At 60.5% G+C, this 22,158-nt stretch carries 24 protein-coding genes and 1 tRNA gene; 10 read left to right on the top strand and 15 right to left on the bottom strand.

The annotated features are described in order from the left end of the window. The first annotated feature begins 37 nt into the window (after nucleotides 1–37). Complete coding sequence (locus FDG13_RS15700) at nucleotides 38–682, top strand: hemolysin III family protein (RefSeq protein WP_180129740.1); 645 nt, start codon at nucleotides 38–40, stop codon at nucleotides 680–682. A gap of 175 nt (nucleotides 683–857) precedes the next feature. Continuing rightward, nucleotides 858–933, top strand: a tRNA-Lys gene (locus FDG13_RS15705). Between the two features lie 79 nt (nucleotides 934–1,012). Here FDG13_RS15705 and FDG13_RS15710 read toward each other — a convergent pair. The 10 genes from FDG13_RS15710 to FDG13_RS15755 form a co-directional block, all read right to left on the bottom strand. Beyond that, nucleotides 1,013–2,017 (bottom strand): aldo/keto reductase, encoded by a 1,005-nt coding sequence (locus tag FDG13_RS15710; protein ID WP_180129742.1) that lies wholly within the window; start codon nucleotides 2,015–2,017, stop codon nucleotides 1,013–1,015. Nucleotides 2,018–2,058: 41 nt separating this feature from the next. Then, nucleotides 2,059–3,012, bottom strand: a complete 954-nt coding sequence (locus FDG13_RS15715; RefSeq protein WP_180129744.1) for a Gfo/Idh/MocA family oxidoreductase — start codon at nucleotides 3,010–3,012, stop codon at nucleotides 2,059–2,061. Between the two features lie 18 nt (nucleotides 3,013–3,030). Beyond that, nucleotides 3,031–3,888 carry a class III extradiol dioxygenase subunit beta gene (locus FDG13_RS15720; RefSeq protein ID WP_180129747.1) on the bottom strand — a complete coding sequence of 286 codons (858 nt, stop codon included), beginning with the start codon at nucleotides 3,886–3,888 and terminating at the stop codon, nucleotides 3,031–3,033. A gap of 3 nt (nucleotides 3,889–3,891) precedes the next feature. Then, the gene (ligA, locus tag FDG13_RS15725; RefSeq protein WP_180129749.1) at nucleotides 3,892–4,332 is read right to left on the bottom strand and encodes a protocatechuate 4,5-dioxygenase subunit alpha; all 441 of its coding nucleotides are present in this window, start codon (nucleotides 4,330–4,332) and stop codon (nucleotides 3,892–3,894) included. 74 nt (nucleotides 4,333–4,406) lie between these two features. Beyond that, nucleotides 4,407–5,330 (bottom strand): amidohydrolase family protein, encoded by a 924-nt coding sequence (locus FDG13_RS15730; protein WP_180132527.1) that lies wholly within the window; start codon nucleotides 5,328–5,330, stop codon nucleotides 4,407–4,409. Between the two features lie 7 nt (nucleotides 5,331–5,337). Further along, nucleotides 5,338–6,282, bottom strand: coding sequence for an NAD(P)-dependent oxidoreductase (locus FDG13_RS15735; protein WP_180129752.1), 945 nt, complete (start codon nucleotides 6,280–6,282; stop codon nucleotides 5,338–5,340). A gap of 44 nt (nucleotides 6,283–6,326) precedes the next feature. Next, a complete protein-coding gene (gene ligK / locus FDG13_RS15740; RefSeq protein WP_180129755.1) occupies nucleotides 6,327–7,010 on the bottom strand; it encodes a 4-carboxy-4-hydroxy-2-oxoadipate aldolase/oxaloacetate decarboxylase in 684 nt (227 codons plus the stop codon). Between the two features lie 25 nt (nucleotides 7,011–7,035). Continuing rightward, on the bottom strand, nucleotides 7,036–8,064 hold the full coding sequence (locus FDG13_RS15745) for an amidohydrolase family protein (RefSeq protein WP_180129758.1): 1,029 nt from the start codon (nucleotides 8,062–8,064) through the stop codon (nucleotides 7,036–7,038). 83 nt (nucleotides 8,065–8,147) lie between these two features. Continuing rightward, nucleotides 8,148–9,341 carry a 4-hydroxybenzoate 3-monooxygenase gene (gene pobA / locus FDG13_RS15750; protein ID WP_180132528.1) on the bottom strand — a complete coding sequence of 398 codons (1,194 nt, stop codon included), beginning with the start codon at nucleotides 9,339–9,341 and terminating at the stop codon, nucleotides 8,148–8,150. Between the two features lie 86 nt (nucleotides 9,342–9,427). Continuing rightward, complete coding sequence (locus FDG13_RS15755) at nucleotides 9,428–10,138, bottom strand: substrate-binding domain-containing protein (protein ID WP_255435293.1); 711 nt, start codon at nucleotides 10,136–10,138, stop codon at nucleotides 9,428–9,430. Between the two features lie 104 nt (nucleotides 10,139–10,242). Between FDG13_RS15755 and FDG13_RS15760 the strand changes: the two genes are divergently transcribed. The 8 genes from FDG13_RS15760 to FDG13_RS15795 all read left to right on the top strand — a co-directional run bounded on the left by FDG13_RS15760 (nucleotide 10,243) and on the right by FDG13_RS15795 (nucleotide 17,710). Beyond that, a complete protein-coding gene (locus FDG13_RS15760) occupies nucleotides 10,243–11,154 on the top strand; it encodes a LysR substrate-binding domain-containing protein (RefSeq protein ID WP_180129761.1) in 912 nt (303 codons plus the stop codon). A gap of 19 nt (nucleotides 11,155–11,173) precedes the next feature. Then, on the top strand, nucleotides 11,174–11,971 hold the full coding sequence (locus FDG13_RS15765; RefSeq protein ID WP_180129764.1) for a GntR family transcriptional regulator: 798 nt from the start codon (nucleotides 11,174–11,176) through the stop codon (nucleotides 11,969–11,971). Nucleotides 11,972–12,230: 259 nt separating this feature from the next. Then, complete coding sequence (locus FDG13_RS15770; protein ID WP_180129766.1) at nucleotides 12,231–13,403, top strand: ABC transporter substrate-binding protein; 1,173 nt, start codon at nucleotides 12,231–12,233, stop codon at nucleotides 13,401–13,403. Between the two features lie 282 nt (nucleotides 13,404–13,685). Then, nucleotides 13,686–14,558, top strand: coding sequence for a branched-chain amino acid ABC transporter permease (locus FDG13_RS15775; RefSeq protein WP_180129769.1), 873 nt, complete (start codon nucleotides 13,686–13,688; stop codon nucleotides 14,556–14,558). A gap of 2 nt (nucleotides 14,559–14,560) precedes the next feature. Next, on the top strand, nucleotides 14,561–15,535 hold the full coding sequence (locus FDG13_RS15780) for a branched-chain amino acid ABC transporter permease (protein ID WP_180129772.1): 975 nt from the start codon (nucleotides 14,561–14,563) through the stop codon (nucleotides 15,533–15,535). Then, nucleotides 15,532–16,317, top strand: coding sequence for an ABC transporter ATP-binding protein (locus FDG13_RS15785; RefSeq protein WP_180129775.1), 786 nt, complete (start codon nucleotides 15,532–15,534; stop codon nucleotides 16,315–16,317). Before FDG13_RS15780 ends, FDG13_RS15785 begins: the two co-directional genes overlap by 4 nt. Beyond that, nucleotides 16,310–17,035 (top strand): ABC transporter ATP-binding protein, encoded by a 726-nt coding sequence (locus FDG13_RS15790; protein WP_180129779.1) that lies wholly within the window; start codon nucleotides 16,310–16,312, stop codon nucleotides 17,033–17,035. The genes FDG13_RS15785 and FDG13_RS15790 overlap by 8 nt, the downstream gene beginning before the upstream one ends. A 90-nt stretch (nucleotides 17,036–17,125) precedes the next feature. After that, nucleotides 17,126–17,710 (top strand): hemerythrin domain-containing protein, encoded by a 585-nt coding sequence (locus FDG13_RS15795; protein WP_180129794.1) that lies wholly within the window; start codon nucleotides 17,126–17,128, stop codon nucleotides 17,708–17,710. A 136-nt stretch (nucleotides 17,711–17,846) separates the two neighbouring features. On the opposite strand, the gene FDG13_RS15800 is transcribed toward FDG13_RS15795, so the two are convergent. The 5 genes from FDG13_RS15800 to FDG13_RS15820 all read right to left on the bottom strand — a co-directional run bounded on the left by FDG13_RS15800 (nucleotide 17,847) and on the right by FDG13_RS15820 (nucleotide 22,114). Then, a complete protein-coding gene (locus FDG13_RS15800) occupies nucleotides 17,847–18,653 on the bottom strand; it encodes a hypothetical protein (protein WP_180129797.1) in 807 nt (268 codons plus the stop codon). Continuing rightward, entirely contained in the window at nucleotides 18,646–18,819 is a 174-nt protein-coding gene (locus tag FDG13_RS15805; RefSeq protein ID WP_180129800.1) for a hypothetical protein, read from the bottom strand. Before FDG13_RS15805 ends, FDG13_RS15800 begins: the two co-directional genes overlap by 8 nt. Nucleotides 18,820–18,998: 179 nt before the next feature. Beyond that, on the bottom strand, nucleotides 18,999–19,964 hold the full coding sequence (locus FDG13_RS15810; RefSeq protein WP_180129804.1) for a PDR/VanB family oxidoreductase: 966 nt from the start codon (nucleotides 19,962–19,964) through the stop codon (nucleotides 18,999–19,001). Nucleotides 19,965–19,983: 19 nt separating this feature from the next. Further along, the gene (locus tag FDG13_RS15815) at nucleotides 19,984–21,036 is read right to left on the bottom strand and encodes an aromatic ring-hydroxylating dioxygenase subunit alpha (RefSeq protein WP_180129808.1); all 1,053 of its coding nucleotides are present in this window, start codon (nucleotides 21,034–21,036) and stop codon (nucleotides 19,984–19,986) included. A 367-nt stretch (nucleotides 21,037–21,403) separates the two neighbouring features. Further along, nucleotides 21,404–22,114, bottom strand: a complete 711-nt coding sequence (locus tag FDG13_RS15820) for an alpha/beta fold hydrolase (RefSeq protein ID WP_180129811.1) — start codon at nucleotides 22,112–22,114, stop codon at nucleotides 21,404–21,406. Nucleotides 22,115–22,158: the final 44 nt, after the last annotated feature.

Below are 22,158 nucleotides of genomic sequence, written 5' to 3' on the forward strand. Positions count from 1 at the left end.
CCCTGTTGACACCGGTATGACTTGTCGGCCATGCACAATGGCTGGCATGACAAAACGTCCACAAACTTTGGGCGAGGAAATCGCCAACAGTGTGAGCCATGGCGTGGCGCTTTTGGCCGCGCTGCTCAGCATGCCCTTTTTGCTGGCCTCAGCGGGGCAACAAAACGCAGCGAGTTTTGTCGGCACCCTTGTTTTTGCGATCACCATGGTGCTGCTGTATTTAGCCTCAACGCTGTACCACGCCATGCCGGAGGGGCGTGCCAAACAGGTTTTCTGCAAGCTCGACCACGGCGCCATCTACCTCTTCATCGCGGGCACCTACACCCCGTTTGCGTTGGGCGCCCTCAATGGGGCCTGGGGCTGGAGCCTGTTCACGGTGGTCTGGGTGCTGGCTGCCATCGGCATCACGCTCAAAGCTTTGAACTGCCTGACCCACCCCTGGTGGTCAACCGGCCTGTATTTGGCGATGGGTTGGCTGGTGGTGGTTGCGGCCGTGCCCTTGTTGGAGCGTGTGCCTTTGCCAGGCATCTTGTGGTTGGTGGCTGGCGGCCTGGCCTACACCGTGGGGGTCATCTTTTTTGTGCTGGACTCGCGCATTCGTTATTCACACGCGGTCTGGCACGGCTTTGTGGTCACCGGCACGGCCTGCCACTTTGTGGCCGTGCAAAACTTCTCGGCCTAAAGCGGTGTTGGCCTGCAAGCGGCCAACCGGCGACACCCATCGGACCACATCACACGCTGTTTTTGAGGCCATTTTTTTGAATTTGCATCTTCCAAAGCTGAAGATCTGCGTATAGCCCTAAATTTATGGCTATAATTTAGGGCTTGTCTGATCTTGAGTCCCTCAAGAAGAATCAGGGATGTTAGCTCAGTTGGTAGAGCAGCGGACTTTTAATCCGTTTGTCGTGGGTTCGACCCCCGCACATCCCACCAAATTCAGAATAAACCGCACTATCACCTTGGTAGTGCGGTTTTTTTCTTTGTGGCGCTGGCTGGCAGCGCCAAGCCTGCCTCAGAACTGCTCCGTCTGCGCGTCCAGATTGCCCTGCGCGTTGTAGCGGCTGCCTGCCACGGTGTGCTGGTTGATCAAGGCATCCAATTTCACCAAAACATCGGCACTCAAGGTCACCTCCAAGGCGCCCAGGTTGTCCTGCAGGTGGTCAACGCGGGTGGTGCCAGGGATCGGGATGATGTGCTCGGCACGCTGCAGCAGCCATGCCAGCGCCAGCTGCGCCGGGCTGCAACCGACCTCGTCGGCCAGTCTCCGGTAGGCCGGCAGCAGACGGGCGTTGGCGTCCCAGTTGGATCCCTCAAATCGCGGCATGCTGCGGCGAAAGTCGGCGGCCTCAAAGCTCTCGGGCAACAGCGGCTCACTCGCCAGAAAACCACGCCCCACCGGACTGAAAGCGACAAAAGCCACGCCCAGTTCTTTACAAGCCTGCAGCACTGCAATTTCGGGGTTGCGCGTCCACAGCGAATACTCGGTCTGCATCGCGGCAATCGGGTGCACCGCGTGAGCGCGGCGCAGGGTGGCGGCCGACATTTCAGACAAGCCGATGGCGCGGATATACCCCTTGCGCACCAGGTCGCTCAAAGCACCCACACTGTCTTCAATCGGCACCGTTTTGTCGAGCCGGTGGATGTAATAGAGGTCAATCACATCGGTCTGCAGGCGGCGCAGGCTGGCCTCGCAGGTGCGCCGCAAGGTGTCGGGGCGGCCGTCGATCACCCGCACCAGTTTGCCGTCGCCCTTGACGTCGACACCGGTCATGCCACATTTGCTGGCCAGGGTGAAACGCTGGCGCTGTGTCTTCAACACCCGGCCCATCAGGGTTTCGTTGGCGCCAAAGCCGTAGAGCGAGGCGGTGTCAAACAACGTGACGCCAGCATCGAGCGCGGCCAACAAGACAGACTCGCCTTGTTTGTCAGTGATGGGGGCGCCATAACCCTGGCTGAGATTCATGCAGCCCAGGCCGATGGCAGAGACGGAGAAAGGGCCGAGTTGTCGTGTTTGCATGTCAAAAAAAGATCTGTTGGTTGGCAACCGATTGTGCCGCCTCAACTGGACAGCTGCCGCTCCAGCGCGTGCAGCACCTGGTAACACGGCAACACACTCGCCACCGAGCTGTTGGGTGCCCTGCCGTCGCGGATGGCGGCGAAGAATTCGCGGTCTTGCAATTCGATGCCGTTCATGCTCACGGCCACCTGTGAGACGTCAATCTTTTCTTCCTTGCCGGTGAACAGGTCGTCATAGCGTGCGATGTAGGTGGCGCTGTCGCCGATGTAGCGGAAGAAGGTGCCCAGCGGGCCGTCGTTGTTAAAGCTCAGGCTCAGCGTGCAAATCGCGCCGTTGGCGGCCTTGAGCTGGATGCTCATGTCCATGGCGATGCCCAAGGTGGGATGGATCGGACCCTGGATGGCGTTGGCCTGCACGATGGGGCTGCCACACTGGTAGGCAAACAGGTCCACGGTGTGGGCGGCGTGATGCCACAGCAGGTGGTCGGTCCAGCTGCGCGGCTGACCCAGCGCGTTCATGTTGCTGCGGCGAAAGAAGTAGGTTTGCACATCCATCTGCTGGATGTTGAATTGGCCCGCCGTGATTTTGTTGTGCACATACTGGTGGCTGGGGTTGAAGCGCCGGGTGTGGCCACACATGGCCACCAGGCCGTTCTTGGCGGCGAGCTGGACCACCTCCTCCCCATCGGTCAGCACATCACACAGCGGGATTTCCACCTGCACATGTTTGCCTGCCTTGAGACAGGCCAGCGTTTGTGAGGCGTGCATCTGGGTTGGTGTGCAGAGGATGACCGCGTCCACCTCTTTGAGCGCCAGGCTGTCTGCCAGCTCGGTGCTCACGTGTGGGATGCCATATTTGGCGGCAACTTCCTTGGTTTTGTCCAGCTCGCGGCTGATCAATGAGACGACTTCGACACCGTCGATGTTTTTGATGCCGTCCAGGTGTTTGATGCCAAAAGCACCGGCGCCAGCCAGTGCGACTTTGATGGGTTTCATGGGTGTTTCCTTATCAACTCACACATCCTGCAAAATCAAATGCCCCACCGCCGTATTGCTGGCGGGCACATGGTAAAAACGGTGCTTGACCCTGATGCTACCTGGGTCACCAGCTATATCTTGCATAGCACCTCGGGCAATCAGCCACATCACCAGTTCCACCCCTTCACTGCCCGCCTCGCGCACATAGTCGATGTGCGGCGTCTTGGCGCACGTGGCAGGGTCGGTTATCAGCTGGTCCAGCCAGGCGTTGTCCCATTCGCGGTTGATCAACCCGGCGCGGGCGCCCTGCAGCTGGTGGCTCATGCCGCCGGTGCCCCAGATGTGCACGTTGAGGTCTTCGTCGTAACTCTCAACCGCCTTGCGGATCGCTTTGCCAAGATTGAAGCAACGCTGGCCGCTGGGCACCGGGTACTGCACCACATTCACCGCAAACGGAATCACCGGGCACGGCCACGCATCCGGTTGGCCACACATCAGGCTCAGCGGCACGGTCAGGCCGTGGTCCACCTCCATCTTGTTGACGATGGTCAGGTCAAAGTCCTGCTGGATCACCGAGTGCGCGATGTGGCTGGCCAGGTCCGGGTGGCCAATCACTTTGGGCACCGGGCGCGGGCCAAAACCTTCGTCAGCAGGTATGAATTCCGCCGCTGTGCCAATGGCAAAGGTGGGGATCATGTCCAGGCTGAACGCGGTGGCGTGGTCGTTGTAGACCAGAAAGATCACATCCGGCTTGTTGTCCTTCATCCATTGTTTGGAGTAGTCATACCCCTGAAACATCGGCTGCCAATACGGCTCGGTGGTTTTGCCCAGATCGATGGCTGCGCCAATGGCGGGCACGTGGCTGGTGTAAACGGAGGCGGTGATACGTGCCATGGCTCAAAGTCCTTTGCGGCCAGCCTGGCCTTGGGGTTGGTGCTGCGGTTGGGCGTTGCCGTCTTCGCCCAGGAAACGGTTGCCTTCGATGCTGCGGCCTCCGGCCAGCATCATGGCGCGGTACGCCTCTTCACTCATGCCGGTCATGCTGCCTGCCATCTGCTGAAAACTCAGGCCATGGGTGGCGCCGATCTTGGCCAGAAAATAAATGTTGCCACCCAGCGCCATGGCGCGGTTCAGGTCCATGTCGAGCACCGCCTGTTTTTGGTCCTCCGTCATCGGCCACTCGTCCAGATAAGCACGCTGGTCGCGCTTAAAACGTTCACGGTTGGTCGCTTTCATCAGGCTCATACAAAACTGGTTGAGGTGGTAGCCTTTGCGGCTTTGTTCGGCATCAAAAATGATCGTGCCGGGGATGTCCTTGTAAGGTTTCTCAAGTGCCACAGTGTCTCCTCAGTGGTTTGTCATTGATATATAAAAATGGCCTCTAGCCCTTATGCCATCAGGGTACTACGCTATCAACTCCAGTACAAACGGTTTGGGTTGTCCACCAGCAGCTTGTGCTGCAACTCAGCCGTGGGGGCGATGTGCGGGATGAAGTCCACCAGCAGGCCATCGTCGGGCATGTGGTCTTTCAGGTTCGGATGTGGCCAGTCGGTACCCCACAACACCCGATCCGGAAATTCTTCGACGATAGCTCTGGCAAACGGGATCACGTCGCGGTAGGCGTTCTGTTCACCTTGGAGCGCTTTGGGGCCGGTCACACTCAGGCGCTCGGGGCAACTGACCTTGCTCCACACATTAGGGTGTAAACGCATGAACTGCCGGAACAGCTCAAACTGCGGCCCATCGACTGGCAGCGACACATCGGGGCGGCCCATGTGATCGACCACCACGGTGGTCGGCAAAGCCGTGAAAAAGTCCCACAGCTCGGGCAAATCGACCGCCTCAAAATAGATCACCACATGCCAGCCCAGTTTGGCGATGCGGCCTGCAATCTCCAGCAGCTCGTCCTTGGGCGTGAAGTCGACCAGACGTTTGACAAAGTTGAAGCGCACACCGCGCACACCGGCGTTGTGCATGGCCTGTAGCTCCTGATCCGTGACCGAACGTTTGACCGTGGCCACACCGCGTGCCCTGCCCTGGCTGGCGATCAGCGCATCCACCAGCGCACGGTTGTCGGCGCCATGGCAGGTGGCCTGCACAATCACGTTTTTCTCGAACCCCAGGTGGTCACGCAGCGCAAACAGCTGGGCCTTGGACGCGTCACACGGTGTGTATTTGCGCTCGGTAGCATACGGAAACTCGGCGCCCGGGCCAAACACATGGCAATGCGCATCGACCGCGCCTGCGGGCAGTTGAAAACGCGGTTTGCTCGGGCCGCTGTACCAGTCGAGCCAGCCGGGGGTTTTGGTGAAATCGCCTGTGGTGGGTTTGCCCATGGGGTGCTCAGTGTTTGGGTTCACGGGTTTCATCCTTGCTCTGGACATACGCCAGCATCCGGTCCGCCTCGACCCGCCAATCGGCACTGCGGGCAAATTCGGGGCTGCCACGTTCGCCAAAGAGGCCGGTGTCGGCCAGGTCGGCGACCCAGGCCTGGCGTTCGGCAGTGCCGCTGGCGCTCCACGGGGCCAGGCCGGCGTCACACACGGTCTCGGCGACTTCGCGCACTTCTTCGCTGCGGCGTCGGCCATGTTCGATGACCCGCTGGAAGAAGTAGGCTGCCTGTTTTTCCCAGTCGATACCGGGAAAGGTCTCGTAGAGGCTGGCCACCACCGCGTCTTCCACACCGTAGAAACGGGCGGTGGTGAAACTCTCGATCACCATGGCCTCCAGACCCTTGATCATCACGCTGCGGCACATCTTGGTGGCGCTGGCCACACCCAGTTTGTCGCTGGCCACCTTGGGCGAGAAGCCCAGCGTGCTGAGGTGCGGTGCGAGTTCCGCGGCAAAAGAACCACCCAGCAACAGCGGCACCTTGATGCGGTACGGCGGCACACTGGTCATCACCGCGCCTTCGACATATTTGCCACCTGCTGCGTCGATCAGGTTCGCGGCTTGTTGTTTGGCACCGGGTGAGGCCGAGTTGAAGTCCAGAAAATACGCACCCTGCACCATGCCCGAGGCGACCGCCTGCGCCACCAGCACGGTCTGGCTGGCGGTCACCGCGCTGATCACCAGATCGCTGTTTTTGGCCACTTCCGCGTGGTCACCCAGCAAAGCCACACCCAACTCGGTCGCGTGAATGGAGAGGTCCATCGCGCTGTCGGCTTTGTTGAGCTTGATGTCATAAGCGCAGACGGCCAGACCCTGCGCGCGCAGGTCTTCGGCCAGGATCCGGCCGACCTCGCCGTAACCGATCAGGCCAATGGTCCAGTTGTTTGCAGGTTTCATGGTGTTTTTGGCCTCCAGCCCTTACGAAATATGGGTATCGTGCTTCAGTCTATGTAGCGCATGCCGGCCTTTTCCAAGCCTTCGCGCATCTTGTAATAGTCCAGCCCGAGCACACCGCTGGCAAAGATGGCGCGTTTGGCGCCTTCGTTAGCCTCGCGTGCCTCGGCCGCATCGGCCACCTTTTGCGCAATGGCAGCGGGCACCACCACCACACCGTCGATGTCGGCAATGACCACGTCGCCAGGCTCCACCTGGGCACCGGCGCAGACCACCGGGATATTGACCGAGCCGAGCGTGGCCTTGATCGTGCCTTTGGCGTGGATGGCTTTGGAGAACACCGGGAACCCCATCTCGGTGAGGTCTTTCACGTCGCGCACACCACCGTCAATGACCAGTCCGACAGCGCCACGCGCCTTGAACGAGGTGGCCAGCAGGTCACCAAAAAAGCCATCAAAGTTGTCGGTGGTGCAGGCGGCCACCACCACGTCACCGGGCTGCAACTGCTCGGCAGCCACATGCATCATCCAGTTGTCGCCGGGTTGCAGCAGCACGGTCACCGCCGTGCCGCAAATCTTGGCCTCGTTGTAGATCGGGCGCAGATAGGGTTTCATCAGGCCGACGCGGCCCATGGCTTCGTGGATGGTGGCCACACCAAAGCGCGAGAGTTTGTCGACCGCCGCTTTGTCGGCGCGGGTGATATTGCGTTTGACGATGCCGAGGTTGTTCATGGTCTTGCTCCGCAGGGGGTCCGGGTTATTGATTTTTGGCTTTGAGCAGCGCATCCAGCCGTGGGAACACACGCCGGGCGTTGCCTTCATAAATTTGCTGACGGTCTGCGTCACTCAAAATTTTTGACGCCTCGATGTAGCGTTTGGTGTCGTCGTAGTAATGGCCGGTTTCGGGGTCGATGCCGCGCACCGCGCCGATCATTTCGCTGGCAAACAACACGTTTTTGACCGGGATCACGGTGTTGAGCAGGTCGATGCCAGGCTGGTGGTAAACGCAGGTGTCAAAGAAGATGTTGTTGAGCAAATGGTCTTGCAACAGCGGTTTTTTGAGCTCCTGCGCCAGGCCACGGAAACGGCCCCAGTGGTAAGGCACCGCGCCGCCGCCGTGCGGAATCAGGAACTTGAGCGTCGGGAACTCCTTGAACAAATCACTGGTTAGGCACTGCATGAAGGCTGTGGTGTCGGCGTTCAGGTAATGCGCGCCGGTGGTGTGGAAGCACGCGTTGCAACTGGTGCTCACGTGGATCATGGCGGGCAGGTCGTACTCGACCATCTTCTCGTAGATCGGGTACCAGTGTTTGTCGCTCAAGGGCGGTGAGGTCCAGTGGCCGCCGGATGGATCGGGGTTCAGGTTGATGCCCACCGCGCCGTACTCCTTGACACACTTTTCCAGCTCGGGAATGCAGGTGGCGGGGTCGACGCCAGGGCTTTGCGGCAACATCGCCACCGGCACAAAGTGCTCGGGAAACAGCTGGCTGACGCGCCAGCACAGCTCGTTGCAAATCGCCGCCCAGGTGCTGGAGACGGCCAAGTCGCCAATGTGGTGCGCCATGAAGCTGGCGCGTGGGCTGAACAGCGTCAGGTCGGAACCACGCTCTTTCATCAGGCGCAGCTGGTTGCTCTCAATGGACTCGCGCAACTCGTCGTCGCTGATTTGGAGGTCAGACACTTTGGGCATCACAGACGGGTCTTTGATGCCGGCAATTTGCTGGTTGCGCCAGGTTTCCAGCGCTTTGGGGGCCGTGGTGTAGTGGCCGTGGCAGTCGATGATCATGGTGTTGTCCCTCTTTTATCTATCTGTTATTTGGCCTCTAGCCCTTTATTGATAAGGGCAGACAGCTATCAAATTTGTGTAACTCAGCGAGATGGCTCGGCAAAATCCAGCGGCAGGCCAACGTAGTTCTCAGCCATCACACGCGACCCGGCCTCGGAGTGAACCAGGTAGTCCAACTCGGCCTCCTGAAACTTGGCGGTGATCGGGCCGTCGTCCGGGAAACGGTGCATGAGTGAAGTGAACCACCACGAAAAACGCTCGGCTTTCCAGATGCGGCGCAGGCAGCGCTCGGAATAGGTGTTGATGCCCTCCTCGCTGCGGTTTTGGTAAAAGTCGACCAGCGCGTTGCACAGGTACTTCACATCCGTGGCAGCCAGGTTCAGGCCCTTGGCCCCGGTGGGCGGCACGATGTGGGCTGCGTCACCGGCCAGGAACAAGCGGCCAAAACGCATCGGTTCGGTGACAAAACTGCGCAACGGGGCAATGCTTTTCTCAATCGACGGCCCGGTGACCAAACGGGCGCGGGCATCGGCATCGAGCCGCAGGCGCAGCTCTTGCCAGAAGGCGTCGTCGGTCCAGTCCTGCAGGCGGTCGGTCAGCGGCACTTGCAGGTAATAACGGCTGCGGGTTTTGCTGCGTTGGGAACACAGCGCAAAACCGCGCGGGCTGTTCACGTAGATCAGCTCGTCATGCACTGGCGGTGTGTCGGACAACAGACCGAGCCAGCCAAAGGGGTACACCTTCTCAAACTCTTGAATCGACTGGCGTGGCACGCTGGCCCGGCAAACACCATGAAAGCCGTCACAACCCGCGATGAAATCACAGGCCAGCTCAATGGCCTGGCCCTGGTGGGTGAAGGTGACGCGCGGGTGGGTGGTGTCAAAGTCGTGGACCTGCACCCCAGACGCTTCGTAATACGTGGGCAGGCCCGCAGCGGTGCGGGCATCCATCAAATCATGGGTGACTTCGGTCTGGCCGTAGACCACCACGTTTTTGCCGCCAGTGAGTGCGTTCATATTGATACGGTGGCGCTGCCCGGCGTAGAGCAAATCGAACCCGCCATGCACCAGGCCTTCGTGGTGCATGCGTGTGCCCACACCGGCTTCATCGAGCAGGTCCACGGCCACCTGCTCCAGCACCCCGGCGCGGATGCGGCCCAGCACATAGTCGCCCGAGACCCGCTCCACAATCACCGCGTCGATACCTGCCTTGTGCAACAACTGGCCCAGCAACAGACCGGATGGCCCGGCGCCAATGATGGCGACCTGGGTGCGAATGGACAAACTCATGTGTGTACTCCTCTTATCAGTGTTTTTGGCCTCTGGCCCTTGTTTTATCAGCGCAAGCAGCTATCAAATACATATCAGGCAGGCATCATCCCCTGTTTCTGTTTGAGTACGGCCACCTCGCTAGAGGCCATGAAACTCAACAAGGCTTGCACCTCGGTCGGTCGTGTGCAGGCGCTGGTCATCGCGGCAGAAAAGGTGGTGGTGATCTGAATGACATCGGGCAAGGGGCCAAGCACCAAGATGCCCGGCACATGGATCAGTTCGCTGAGCTGCTGGAAACCTAAGCTCACCTCACCTTTGGCCACCAGACTGCCCACCGGCACACCGGGCGGTGCGGTGACCAGGCGGTTTTTGATGTGTCCGGTGATGCCCCAGCGCTCAAACAGTTGGGCCAACGCCACGCCGCTGGGGCCGGTGGAATAAGCCAGCGTCGGCGCGGCCAGCACAGCCTCGCGCAAGGCCTCTTCGCTGCTGATGTCCAGGACCGCGCTGCCCACAGGCACGGCCACCGCCACACCGGAGTGCACCAGCGGGGTCAAACTCTCGGCCGACAAATACCCGGCAGCAATCAGCTTGGCCATCGCATCCGAGGCCAGCACCACCAGGTCAAACACCTCACCAGCCTGCACGCGTTTGGCCGCGTCGACACCGCCGACCGATTCAATGCAAACCACCTGGCCGCTGCGCTTGGCATAGGCCTGGGTGAGTTCGGCCAGCAGCTGGCGCGTGGCCATGGACGAGATACCGGTGAGTGGCGCAACAGAGTGGTTGTTGTTGACTTGCATGGCCCGGATTCTGTGGCTTGGCACAGGTCGTGAGAAGCGCAAGCCAACACTAGCAGTTATTTCAGATTGGCATAATGTCTGTTTAGTTATTCCCAATCATCGCCATGGACTTGAAACAACTGGAGTACTTTGTGCGGGTGGCCGAGATGGGCAGTTTCACCCGCGCCGCCATCGCCCTCGATGTGGCGCAACCGGCCCTGAGCCGCCAGGTGCGGCTGCTGGAGGTGGAGTTGCACCAGAACCTGCTGATCCGCAACGGCCGCGGCGCCCTGCCGACCGAAGCGGGCAAACTGCTGCTGGCGCACAGCCGTGGCATCTTGCACCAGGTGTCGCGCGCCAAAGAAGAGCTTGGCCGGGTGCGCGGTTCGCTGGCTGGGCGCGTGGCGGTGGGGCTGGCCACCAGTCTGGCGCGGGTGCTCACGGTGCCATTGATCACCGCTTTTCGCGAGGCCCTGCCGGATGCCACGATCTCGATCAGTGAAGGCCTGTCGGTGGCTTTGCAGGAGTCGCTGATCAATGGCCGGCTCGACATTGCGGTCTTGTACAACGTCCAGCCAGGCAGCGAGATCGAGGTGCTGCCGCTGCAAGAAGAAGAGTTGTGCCTGGTACAGGCGCGCCCCAAAGGCCTGGCCGAAGACCCGCCGCCCGGCCCGATAGCACTGCGCGAGCTGGCCGACTTGCCGCTGATCATCCCAAGCCGCCCCAACGCGATTCGCAGCCAGGTGGAGTCGGAACTGGTCAACCTGGGTTGCCGCCCACGTATTGCGCTGGAGGTAGACGGGGTGTCCGCCATCCTGGACCTGGTCGAAGACGGCATTGGCAGCGCGGTGTTGTCGCGCAACGCGGTGGCCAACTCGGTGCGGCCCTCAGCCTTCACCGTGCGGGGCATCCATGCGCCGGTGTTACGCACCCGCATCTCGGCAGCCACCAGTTCCTTGCGCCCAACCACCCTGACCCAGCAAACGACGCTGAACCTGATCCGAGACACCCTGGCGCGCGTGGTCACCGCCGCTTGAACTCAGCACAGCGCCCACCATGAACCCTTCCGACCCTATGAACAGCAGCCCTGACAGCCCGGACGGCACAGCACCCACCCAGCCTGCTGCTGCCACCACCCCGGTACAGGTGCAGGCCCTGTTGCGCATGCGCGCCATGATCCTGGACGGCGAATGGCCGGGCGGTAGCCGCATCGCCGAGCTGGCTGTGGTCGATAAACTGGGCTTTTCACGCACCCCAATTCGGGCCGCGTTGCTGCGCCTGGAGCAGGAAGGCCTGCTGGACGCCCTACCCAACGGCGGTTATGCGGTCAAAACCTTCTCGGATCGGGATGTGTCCGAGGCGATTGAGTTGCGTGGCACGCTCGAAGGGCTGTGCGCCCGCCTGTGTGCCGAGCGTGGCGCCCCACCCAAGCTGCTGGCTGAAGCACGCGTTTGCCTGCAAGCCATCGACGCTTTGCTGGACCAAGCCGCGCTGGACGCTGCCGCGTTCTCGCGTTATGTGGATTTGAACGCACGTTTTCATGCGCTGCTCAGCGAGATGGCCGGCAGCAGCCTCATGACCAAGGAGCTGGAGCGGGTCTACGGCCTGCCCTTTGCCTCCCCTTCGGGTTTTGTCGTGGCGCAGGCCCACTCCCCCAAGGCGCGCGACCGGCTCGTCGTGGCGCAAGACCAGCACTGGCAGGTGCTCGATGCGATTGAGCGGCGCGAAGGCAGCCGCGCCGAGGCACTGATGCGGGAACACTCGCGTATTGCCCAGCGCAACCTGCGCGATGCCATCCTGAACCAGGCCAAGCACCCCGTGCCCGGTGTGCAGCTGATCCAACAGCGCAGCTGACAGCGCACCCGCCCGCTTGGCGGCGGGTATCGGGCCAACACCTTGGCCGCCTTTTGCAGGTCAATCCGGGTGCACACCCCTCGTCCCATGGATGCCCCCTACACTTTGCCGAGCTGACCCGGCGGCGGCTTCTGGTGGTGGCTGGGTTATTGCAAAGCGTTATAACAAAGAGTCAGGAATCGCTATTGCATGTGGTGGTGTTTCACGGCACAGTCACTGCAAACAAAAGCAGATCCACACCACATATTGGAGACAAACCATGCACAAGAGATTATTCCTTCACGCCACAGCCCTTGCCATTTGTGGCTTGGCAGCTACCAACGCCATAGCACAGGGCGACACCTTCAAAATCGGGCTGATCCTGCCGATGACCGGCCAGCAAGCCAGCACCGGCCGCCAGATAGAGGCAGCGGCCAAGCTCTACATGGCGCAAAACGGCGACACCGTGGCGGGCAAAAAGGTGGAGCTGATCGTCAAGGACGACACCAGCGTGCCCGAGGTGACCAAACGCCTGGCGCAGGAGTTGATCGTCAACAACAAAGTCAATGTGCTGGCGGGTTTTGGCATCACACCCTCAGCCCTGGCCACCGCGCCGCTGGCCACCCAGTCCAAAACACCGATGGTGGTGATGGCAGCCGCCACCTCCAGCATCACCGAGGCATCACCCTATGTGGTGCGCACCAGTTTCACACTGCCCCAGGCCTCGGTTGCCTTGGGTGACTGGGCGCCTAAAAACGGCATCAAGAAAGTGGTGACCCTGGTCAGCGACTACGGCCCGGGCATCGACGCTGAAAAGTACTTCAAGGAACGCTTCATCTTCAACGGTGGGCAGGTTCCCGAGTCTTTGCGGGTGCCGCTGCGCAGCCCTGACTTTGCCCCGTTCCTGCAAAAAGTGCGCGATTTGAAGCCTGATGCCTTGTTTGTGTTTGTGCCCTCGGGCGCTGGCGCAGCGGTGATGAAGCAGTTTCTGGAACGCGGCATGGACAAGGCCGGTATCAAACTGATTGGCACCGGTGACATCACCGACGACGACCAACTCAACGACATGGGTGATGGCGCGCTGGGGGTGGTCACCTCCCACCATTACTCGGCCGCCCATCCTTCGCCGCTGAACCAGAAGTTTGTGGACGCGTTTAAAAAGGCCAACCCCGGCATGCGCCCCAACTTCATGGCCATCGGTGGTTATGACGGTATGCGGGTGATTTACGAAGCGCTCAAAACGTCCAAGGGCCAGGGCGGTGGTGATGGCCTGCTGGCGGCGATGAAGGGCCAGATTTTCGAGAGCCCACGTGGCCCGATGTTCATCGACGCACAAACACGTGATGTGGTGCAAAACATCTACCTGCGCAAGGTCGAGAAAAAAGACGGTCAGCTCTACAACATCGAGTTTGACGTGATCAAAGACGTGAAAGACCCGGGCAAGGCCAAGTAAGGGTTTAAATAAGCTTGGGCACGAGTCTCGCCTTGGATGGGGTGATTGGGCGCAAGGGCTGTGGGTATTGGGCAGGTCGACTGGGCAATGCGCATGCGGTTTCGGGGTGAAATCACGCGGGCACGATTGGCCGCTATCCCGCGCCTGTCTCCGCGCCTTCCACCCCGAAGCCCGGTCACATTGCCCAATCACCCTACCCAATCGAGACTTTGTTGTTGCCGGTTGCCGAAAACTCCCTGATTTTTCCTGTTTGTTCCTTACCCTGATGAACACCAATTTCCCATGCTAACCATCCTCTTCGACGGCATCGCCTACGGCATGCTGCTGTTCATCCTGTCGGTTGGCCTGGCCGTGACCATGGGGCTGATGAATTTCATCAACCTGGCACACGGCGCATTTGCCATGGTGGGCGGCTACATCACCGTGTTGCTGATGCAAAAGATGGGAGTGCCCTTTTTGCTGTGCCTGCCACTGGCGTTTATTGGCTCAGCGCTGCTGGGCGGGGTGCTGGAGCGCACCCTGTACCGCCCGCTTTACCACAAGCCGCACCTGGACCAGGTGCTGTTTTCAATCGGCCTGACCTTCATGGCGGTGGCTTGTGCCGACTACTTCATTGGGTCAAGCCAGCAAATCGTCCAATTGCCCGAATGGCTCAAGGGTCGCACCGAAATTGGTGAAGGTGCGCTGATGCTGGGCATGGGGCATTACCGGGTGTTCATCATTGTGGTCTGCGCCGCACTCACCGTGGGTCTGCAATATGTGCTGACCAAAACCCGTTTTGGCAGCCAGTTGCGCGCCTCGGTGGACGACCAGCGGGTGGCCGCTGGCATGGGCATCAATGTCAACATGATTTTTCTGGGCACCTTTGCCGTGGGCTCCGGCCTGGCCGGGTTGGGTGGCGCTTTGGGGGCCGAAGTGCTGGGTCTGGAACCCACCTTTGCCCTGAAGTACATGACCTACTTCTTGATTGTGGTGGCCGTGGGTGGCACCTCCAGCATCACCGGGCCGCTGCTGGCCGCGCTGCTGCTGGGCATTGCCGACGTGGCGGGCAAGTACTACATCCCCAAACTCGGAGGCTTCATTGTGTACGGCTTGATGATCCTGATTCTGATCTGGCGCCCGCAAGGCCTGTTTGTGCGCAAAGGAGGCAAATGACCATGGGCACACAGAAACTGTTGCAAAACCAGGGCCGCTGGAAGCTCTGGGAAATCCCGCTGTGGCTCCTTGCCCTGGCCTCACCCCTGCTGCTGGGCAGCCACGCGCTGATCATCAACGAGATTGCCATCGTGGCGCTGTTTGCCTTGTCGCTGGACCTGATCCTGGGTTTCACCGGCATCGTCTCGCTCGGCCATGCCGCCTTTTTTGGCATGGGCGCGTATTCGGCCGCGCTGTTTGCCAAACTGGTGATGCCCGACCCGCTGCTGGGCCTGGCTTTTGGTATCTTGACCGCCACCCTGCTCGGCGCACTGTGCAGCGCCACCATTTTGCGCGGCACCGACCTGACCCGGCTGATGGTGACCATGGGGGTTGGCCTGATCCTGATGGAGCTCGCCAACAAACTCGACTGGTTAACCGGTGGTGCCGATGGCCTGCAAGGTGTGATCATGGGGCCGCTGCTGGGGCAGTTCGAGTTTGACCTGTATGGCCGCACCTCGGCCTGGTATTCCCTGACCGTGTTGCTGCTGGTGTTTGCGCTGGCCCGGCGTCTGGTCAACTCACCGTTTGGCGCCACCCTGAAAGCCATTCGTGACAACCGGTTGCGCGCCATGGCGATTGGCATCCCGGTCAACAGCCGCTTGGCCTTGATCTACACCGTGGCCGCTGCGGTGGCGGGCGCCGCCGGTGCGGTGATGGCGCAGACCACCGGCTTTGCCTCGCTCGACTTGTTTGAGTTTCACCGCTCGGCTGACGTGATGCTGATCCTGGTGGTGGGGGGTGTCGGCTGGCTGTACGGCGGTATCACCGGTGCGATTGTGTTCAAGCTGATGCAGGATGCACTGTCGAGCATCACCCCGCAGTACTGGACCTTCTGGATCGGCCTGTTCCTGGTGGTGTTGGTACTGGTCGGGCGCGACCGGCTGATCCGGCCCTGGCGCTGGTTCAAACCCGGCCACAGCGGGAGCCACTCATGAGCGCGACGGTTCTTTCTGCCAACAATCTGGTGATGAAGTTTGGCGGCATCACCGCCACCAACCACGTCACCCTTGATTTAAAACAGGGTGCACGCCATGCGCTGATCGGCCCCAATGGCGCGGGCAAAACCACGCTGATCAACCTGCTGACCGGTGTGCTGCAACCCACCTCGGGCAGCATCACGCTGGAGGGCCAGGACATCACCCAGCTGGCGCCCTACCAACGTGTGCGCCGTGGCATGGTGCGCACCTTTCAGATCAACCAGCTGTTTGACTCGCTCACCCCGCTCGAGACCCTGGCCATGACGGTGTCGCAACACCAGGGCCTGGGCAACAGGTGGTGGCAAGCGCTGGGCGCCAAACAAGGTGTGACCGAGCGCTGCGAACAACTGCTGGAGCAGTTCCACCTGACCACGGTGATGGACCAGCCAACCCGCGTGCTGGCCTATGGCAAGCGCCGCCTGCTGGAGATTGCGATTGCCCTGGCCTGCGAGCCGCGTGTGCTGCTGCTCGACGAGCCGGTGGCCGGTGTGCCCGCCGGTGAGCGCGAGGAACTGCTGCAAACCGTGGCCGCCCTGCCGACCGAGGTGTCGGTGCTGCTGATCGAACACGACATGGATCTGGTGTTCAGCTTTGCCAAACGCATGACGGTGCTGGTCAACGGCACGGTGCTCACCGAAGGTGACCCCGACACCATCGCCAATGACCCGCAGGTCAAGGCGGTGTACCTGGGCCACGGTGATGAACTCAACGACACGCTGGGAGCCGCAACCCATGGCTGAACTGTTAAACGTCCAAGGCTTGAGCGCTGGTTACGGCGAAGCCGTGGTGTTGCATGAGGTGTCACTCTCGATCGACCAGGGCAAGACGCTGGCCCTGCTCGGGCGCAACGGTACCGGCAAAACCACCTTGATCAACACCCTGGCTGGCGCCACCCAGCAACACGCGGGCAGCATCCTGCTGGGCGGCCAGCTGTTACACAAGCTGCCGTCCCACGAGCGTGCGGCGGCGGGTATTGGCTGGGTGCCCCAAGAGCGCAACATCTTCAAGTCACTCACGGTGCATGAAAACCTCACGGCCGTGGCACGCCCGGCGCGTGCTGGCCGAGCGTCGAGCCCCTGGACACCAGCACGGGTCTACGAACTGTTCCCCCGCCTGGCCGAGCGCAAAAGCAACCTAGGCACCCAACTCTCGGGCGGTGAACAACAGATGCTGGCCCTGGGCCGTGCCCTGGTGCTCAATCCGCTGCTGCTGCTGCTGGACGAACCCTGCGAAGGCCTGGCCCCGATCATTGTGCAGGAGCTGCTGCGGGCCATCCGGCGAATCACTCGCGAGGAAGGCCTCTCAGCCATCATTGTGGAGCAGCACCCGCAGGCGATTTTGGCGATCTCGGACGCCGCGGCGGTGCTGGACCATGGCACCGTGGTGTATGCGGGCAGCGCACGCAGCTTGCAGGAGCAGCCCGCACTGCTCGACAAGTTGCTGGGGGTGGCGCGTTGACACCTTGCTCACTCTGATTTGTAGAGCTACAAACCCTTTCAAAATAAGGGCTACAGCCTGTTTTGATACTCAAACCCAAGGGGAATCCAGTTGATCCACTCCAGCATTCAAATCATCCACGACGAACACACCGCCCTGGCCTCGATGCTGCGCTCCATCGGCATGATGCTCGACCGTGGCCCGGGAGCCAACCCGCAGGCTTTTTTTGAGGTGATGCGTGCGATGTTGTTCTACATCGACGAGTTTCCCGAACAACGCCACCACCCCAAAGAGACCGAGCTGCTGTTCCCGCCAGTAGCAAAGCTGGCGCCCGAAACCCGCACCGCGATTGAGCAACTGGGCCAGGACCACGCCCATGGCGAAGTCGCGGTGCGTGAATTGCAACACCAACTGCTGGCCTGGGAACTGCTGGGCGAGACCCGCCGCGCCGTGTTTGAGAACGCCGCCCGGCGTTACCTGAGTTTTTACATGACCCACATGCGCCTGGAAGAAACCGTGGTGTTACCTGCGGCCCTGCGGGTGCTCAGTGCCGAGGACTGGTCTGTGATTGATGCCGCTTTTGAGACCAACTGCGACCCCCTCACCGGCAAGTACCCGCGCGACCCCATCTACGACCGCCTGTTCACCCAGATCGTGACCCAGGCGCCTGCGCCGATTGGGTTGGGTGAGGGGTGAACCTGATTTTTACGTAACGCCTAACGCGCCATGGGCCAACCTACCACCTGGCCCACGTTGTGACACAGTCCAGGTTCCCAACCGTCACATCTGCGGCCAGGGTGGGGTTGTCAAACGTTTTAATTGGAGCCACTTTTCACTCCCCTTTGAAAAATTTCGTGCACGGGCACGCCTCTTCTGAAAACTCCTCTCGCTTGCATAAAGCTACACAGCTCTGCAAATCTTGTTTCCCACTAAACCAATCTGCACTTAGCCAAATTCCTTTGCCATTTGTGAATTCCAGGCGGCACGAGTTTCCCCCGTTTGTCATCGGCTCCCGCAGAATGGATTGGTATTGGGGCTGGTCACTGGCGTTGAGTTTTTGTATCTGCCCCGAGGTGGCACGGCGGGTGCCTAGCCTGCGTATCTCTTTATCCGGCATAGAGTGGATGAGGTTGGCCCTCGCGACGACTCTCGGCAATTGCTCGATGGCAATGCGTTGCCATGTGTTGTCTTGCCATTTGAAGACCACATAGGGCGGGTTGGGACGTCCCCACTTGTTGTATGACTGGCAGCCCATCGGGTCAGCAACGATATAGGGCACGTTGTCCACCACATCCAACGCAAGCAACAAAAAGTTGGACATGCCCAGCTCCGCGCTGTAGCTGTCACTCCAGTTATAGATCTGTCCACTATCGGGCACAGTAAAGCTCAACTTCTGTTCAACGTATGCACCTGCTTGTCCGACCTCAGCTCGTCCCCCTCGTCGAACAAAGCGATCGGCCACAATAGTTCGCCCATCATGCAGCAGCACTTCTTCCTGCCAGGTGTCCCCACCACCCAGGCCGCCGGGTGCAACCGCACAGGCGCTTAATGCCCCCAGGCTCAAAATCCAAAGAGCAAACATGCTCAGCGTTCTCTGCAGCAAGTTAAAGGCTGTGCTGTTCGTGGTTGTCTTATACATGGTGTTCTTCGGTGTTGTTATTGACCCGACGGCTGCTGACCCTGTAGCGCCAACGATGGCATTCAAAACGAGGTTGCAGGCCGATCCCTGCCAGGTTATGCAGGAGGGCGACATGACCGTCATCGTCCTGCGTATCTAGCACCGCCCCCTGGTTGTTCTGGATCATCACACGCACTCTTTTATGACGACCCACATCATTGGATGCTGGATGGGATCATTTACTTCTGCGTCGTCGACTTTACAGAAGAAGGCGTGATTTTGGGCATCCTCTATTGAGGAATATGGAAGAAATATCCAAGGTGCAGGAGGGTGCACCACGGCCCTCCTGTTCTCAACCAATCTGGCTCACAGATCCAGCACCAGCCGCGCCGTCTTGGCGCGGGAGCAACAGGGCAAAAACTGGTCGTTGGCGGCCTGTTCTTCAGGGGTCAGGTAGCTGTCTTTGTGCTCGGGCACACCTTGCAACACCCGGGTCAGGCAGGTGCCGCAGACACCCTGCTCGCAGGCAAACTCGATCTCCACCCCCGCAGCAGATAAGGCCTGCAGCACCGTCTGGCCACCCGCCACTGGGATCACTTTGCCGCTGCTGCCCAGTTGCACTTCAAAGCTGGCCTCGTCCGCGCTGTGTTCCACCTCGGCGGCAAAAAACTCGTAGTGCAACTGTGCCTCGGGCCAGCCGTTGGCGCGGGCCTTGCCCAGCACCGCATCCATGAAACCCTTGGGACCACAAACATACAGGTGCAAGCCCTGTGTGGGGGTTGCCAGCAGCGCCGTCAGGTCCAGTTGTTGTGCGGGTGCGGCGTCATCAAAATGGAACTGGACACGCTGGGCAAAGGCCGACGCTGCGATGTGCTGGACAAAGGCGGTACGTTCCCGAGAACGGCTGCAGTAATGCAGCTCAAAGTCAGCCCCCATCTTGGCCAGTTGCTCAGCCATACACAGAATGGGCGTGATGCCAATGCCACCGGCCAGCAGCAGATGGCGTTGGGCATCCTGCTGCAAGGCAAAGTGGTTTTTGGGTGGACTGATCTGCAAGGTTTGCCCAGCGTTCACCAGGTTGTGCACGGCCACCGAACCACCGCGCGAGACCGGGTCGCGCAGCACACCAATCACATAACGATGCTGCTCCTGCGGGTCGTTGCACAACGAATAAGAACGGGTCAAGCCGCCGGGCAAATGCACGTCGATGTGGGCGCCCGCCGAAAACGCGGGCAGGCTCTGCCCCGGCAAGGCGTGTAACTCCAGCGCACAGATGTCCTGCGCCTCGGTCCATTTGCGTGCCACCTGCACAGAAAGTGTCGAACTTGTCATGTTGTTATGAGAAAAATAGTCAAGCAGCCAACACGGACGGGGGCTGTGCGGCTTCCTGGGCGATCAAGCGGTCCAGCACACGGCGCGACTGCACACCACCGGCGTCGATGTTGAGCATCAGCAGGGCGCGCTCGGGGTGCGCCAGCAGGTTCTTTTGCTGGCGCTCCAGCATCTCCAGGTCTTCGGCAAAAATTTTGCCCTGGCCCTCGCGGATGCTGGCGGTCAGCGCCCGGTCTTCAGGTTTGAACTTGCGCGCCATGCCCCAGAAGTAATGGATCGAGGTCTCGGTCTCGGGCGTAATGAAGTCGACCACCACGCTGTAAGCTTTTTTGTGGTTGGGCGCGTCGTAACCACCATGCCCCTGGTGCGCCACACCCACTTCAATCATCACATGGCTCGGCGGGGTGAAGCGGCAAATCTGCCAGCGGTCCACCGGCACATCATCGGCCAGGTTGTTGGCACGCAAACCCATTTTCCAAAACGGCGGCGGCTGGATGCCGCTCATGAAGCGGCTGGTGACCACCATGTCGCCCTCGGTGGTGGTCTTACAGGGCGTCTCATCAATTTCTTTCTGACCGATGCTGCTGGCATGGACATAGGTCTCGTGCGTCAGGTCCATCAGGTTGTCGATCATCAGGCGGTAGTCGCAAGCGATGTGGTACAGCCCACCACCATAGGCCCACTCGGGGTTGTCATACCAGTCCATGTGCGGGATTTGGGCCTCGTCGGCCTGGGCCGCATCACCTGGCCAGACCCAGATGAAGCCGTAACGCTCCACCACCGGGTAACTTTTGATCGCGGGAAAACCGCGCACCCGCTGGCCCGGCATGGCAATGGTTTTGCCCTGACAGCCCATTTCCAGGCCGTGGTAACCACAGATCAGCTTGCCCTCAGACACATAACCGAGTGACAGCGGTGCGCCCCGGTGCGGGCAAAAGTCTTCCACCGCAGCCACCTTGTTGGCCTCGCCACGGTAGAAGGCGATGGACTCGCCGCAGATGGTGCGGCCCAGGGGTTTGTCGTCGATCTCGTTTGGGGTGGCAGCAACATACCAGGTGTTTTTCAGGAACATGGTGACCTCTATGGGATAGGCTAAGGGCTAAGTAAACCGTTGGATGCACCAATTCTGTATACAACAAACCCCTAAAACAAGCTGATTTGCCCTTGATAAAGGGTAAATCCTAGTCTGTTGTATCCAATAGCAGATATAACAAGATGTTGAACCGCTCACCCCTGCACCTGACAGCGACCCCGCCAAGCGCCACCGTGGAGAAGGTGAGCGCCCCGGATCAACGGGGTAGGAGGTTTGGTGTTTTGAAGTCAGCTGCGAGGCAAACCCGTGTGCCCGGTTAGGGTGTCGGCTTGGCCACGGATTTCAAGCCAAATCGGCATCTAGTCCTTATCCAACAAGGGCCAGTAGCTCCTGATATTGCAGCAGCTTAACGCTGCAACCAGCGTTGCATCGCGGCCGTGACGGCCTCGGGCTGCTCCAGTGTGCTCATGTGGCCGCAGTGGCGGACCACCACCAGCTCGGCATCGCGGATGACGCGGGCAAACGCCGCGTGTTGCTCGGGCGGGCTCCACAGGTCTTGCTCACCGGTCAGCACCAGGGTCGGGCCGTTGATGGTGGGCAACACCACCGCCGCGTCCGGACGGGCCAGCAGCGCGTGGATCTGTGCGGCAAAACGCTCGGGGTTGCTGCGCTCCAACATGTCCAGAATCGACTCGAACAGCGGCGTACCGTGCACATCCGGGTGCACCATGTTGGGTAGCCATTGGCGCCCCATGACCCGCATGCCCTGCTCTTTGGCCAGTGCCACCAGGGCCAGTCGGCCCGCTTTTTCCTTGACGCCGGGCTCCCCCTCGGCCAGGGGGTGGGTGCCGGTATCGAGCAAGGCCAGATGTGACACACGCTGCGGCGCCAGGCGCACCACCTCTAGCGCAACGCGCCCGCCCATCGAATGGCCAGCCAGCGCAAACACCCCTGGCGGTGCGGTCTCCAGCACCTGGCGGGCCATGTCGGCCAAGGTGGTGTGCAGGCCGTAGTCCATCACGATGCAGTCATGGGTGGCCGACAAGGCGGGCAGTTGTGGTGCCCAGACGGCGTCATCACACATCAGCCCGGGGCAAAGGATCAAAACGGGTTTCATCTCAAGTCACTCCAGTCAATCGCAGGGGCCAACACAGCAGGCAC

The organism is Rhodoferax sp. BLA1 (assembly GCF_013416775.1).
In the GTDB taxonomy this organism is placed as follows: Bacteria; Pseudomonadota; Gammaproteobacteria; order Burkholderiales; family Burkholderiaceae_C; genus Rhodoferax.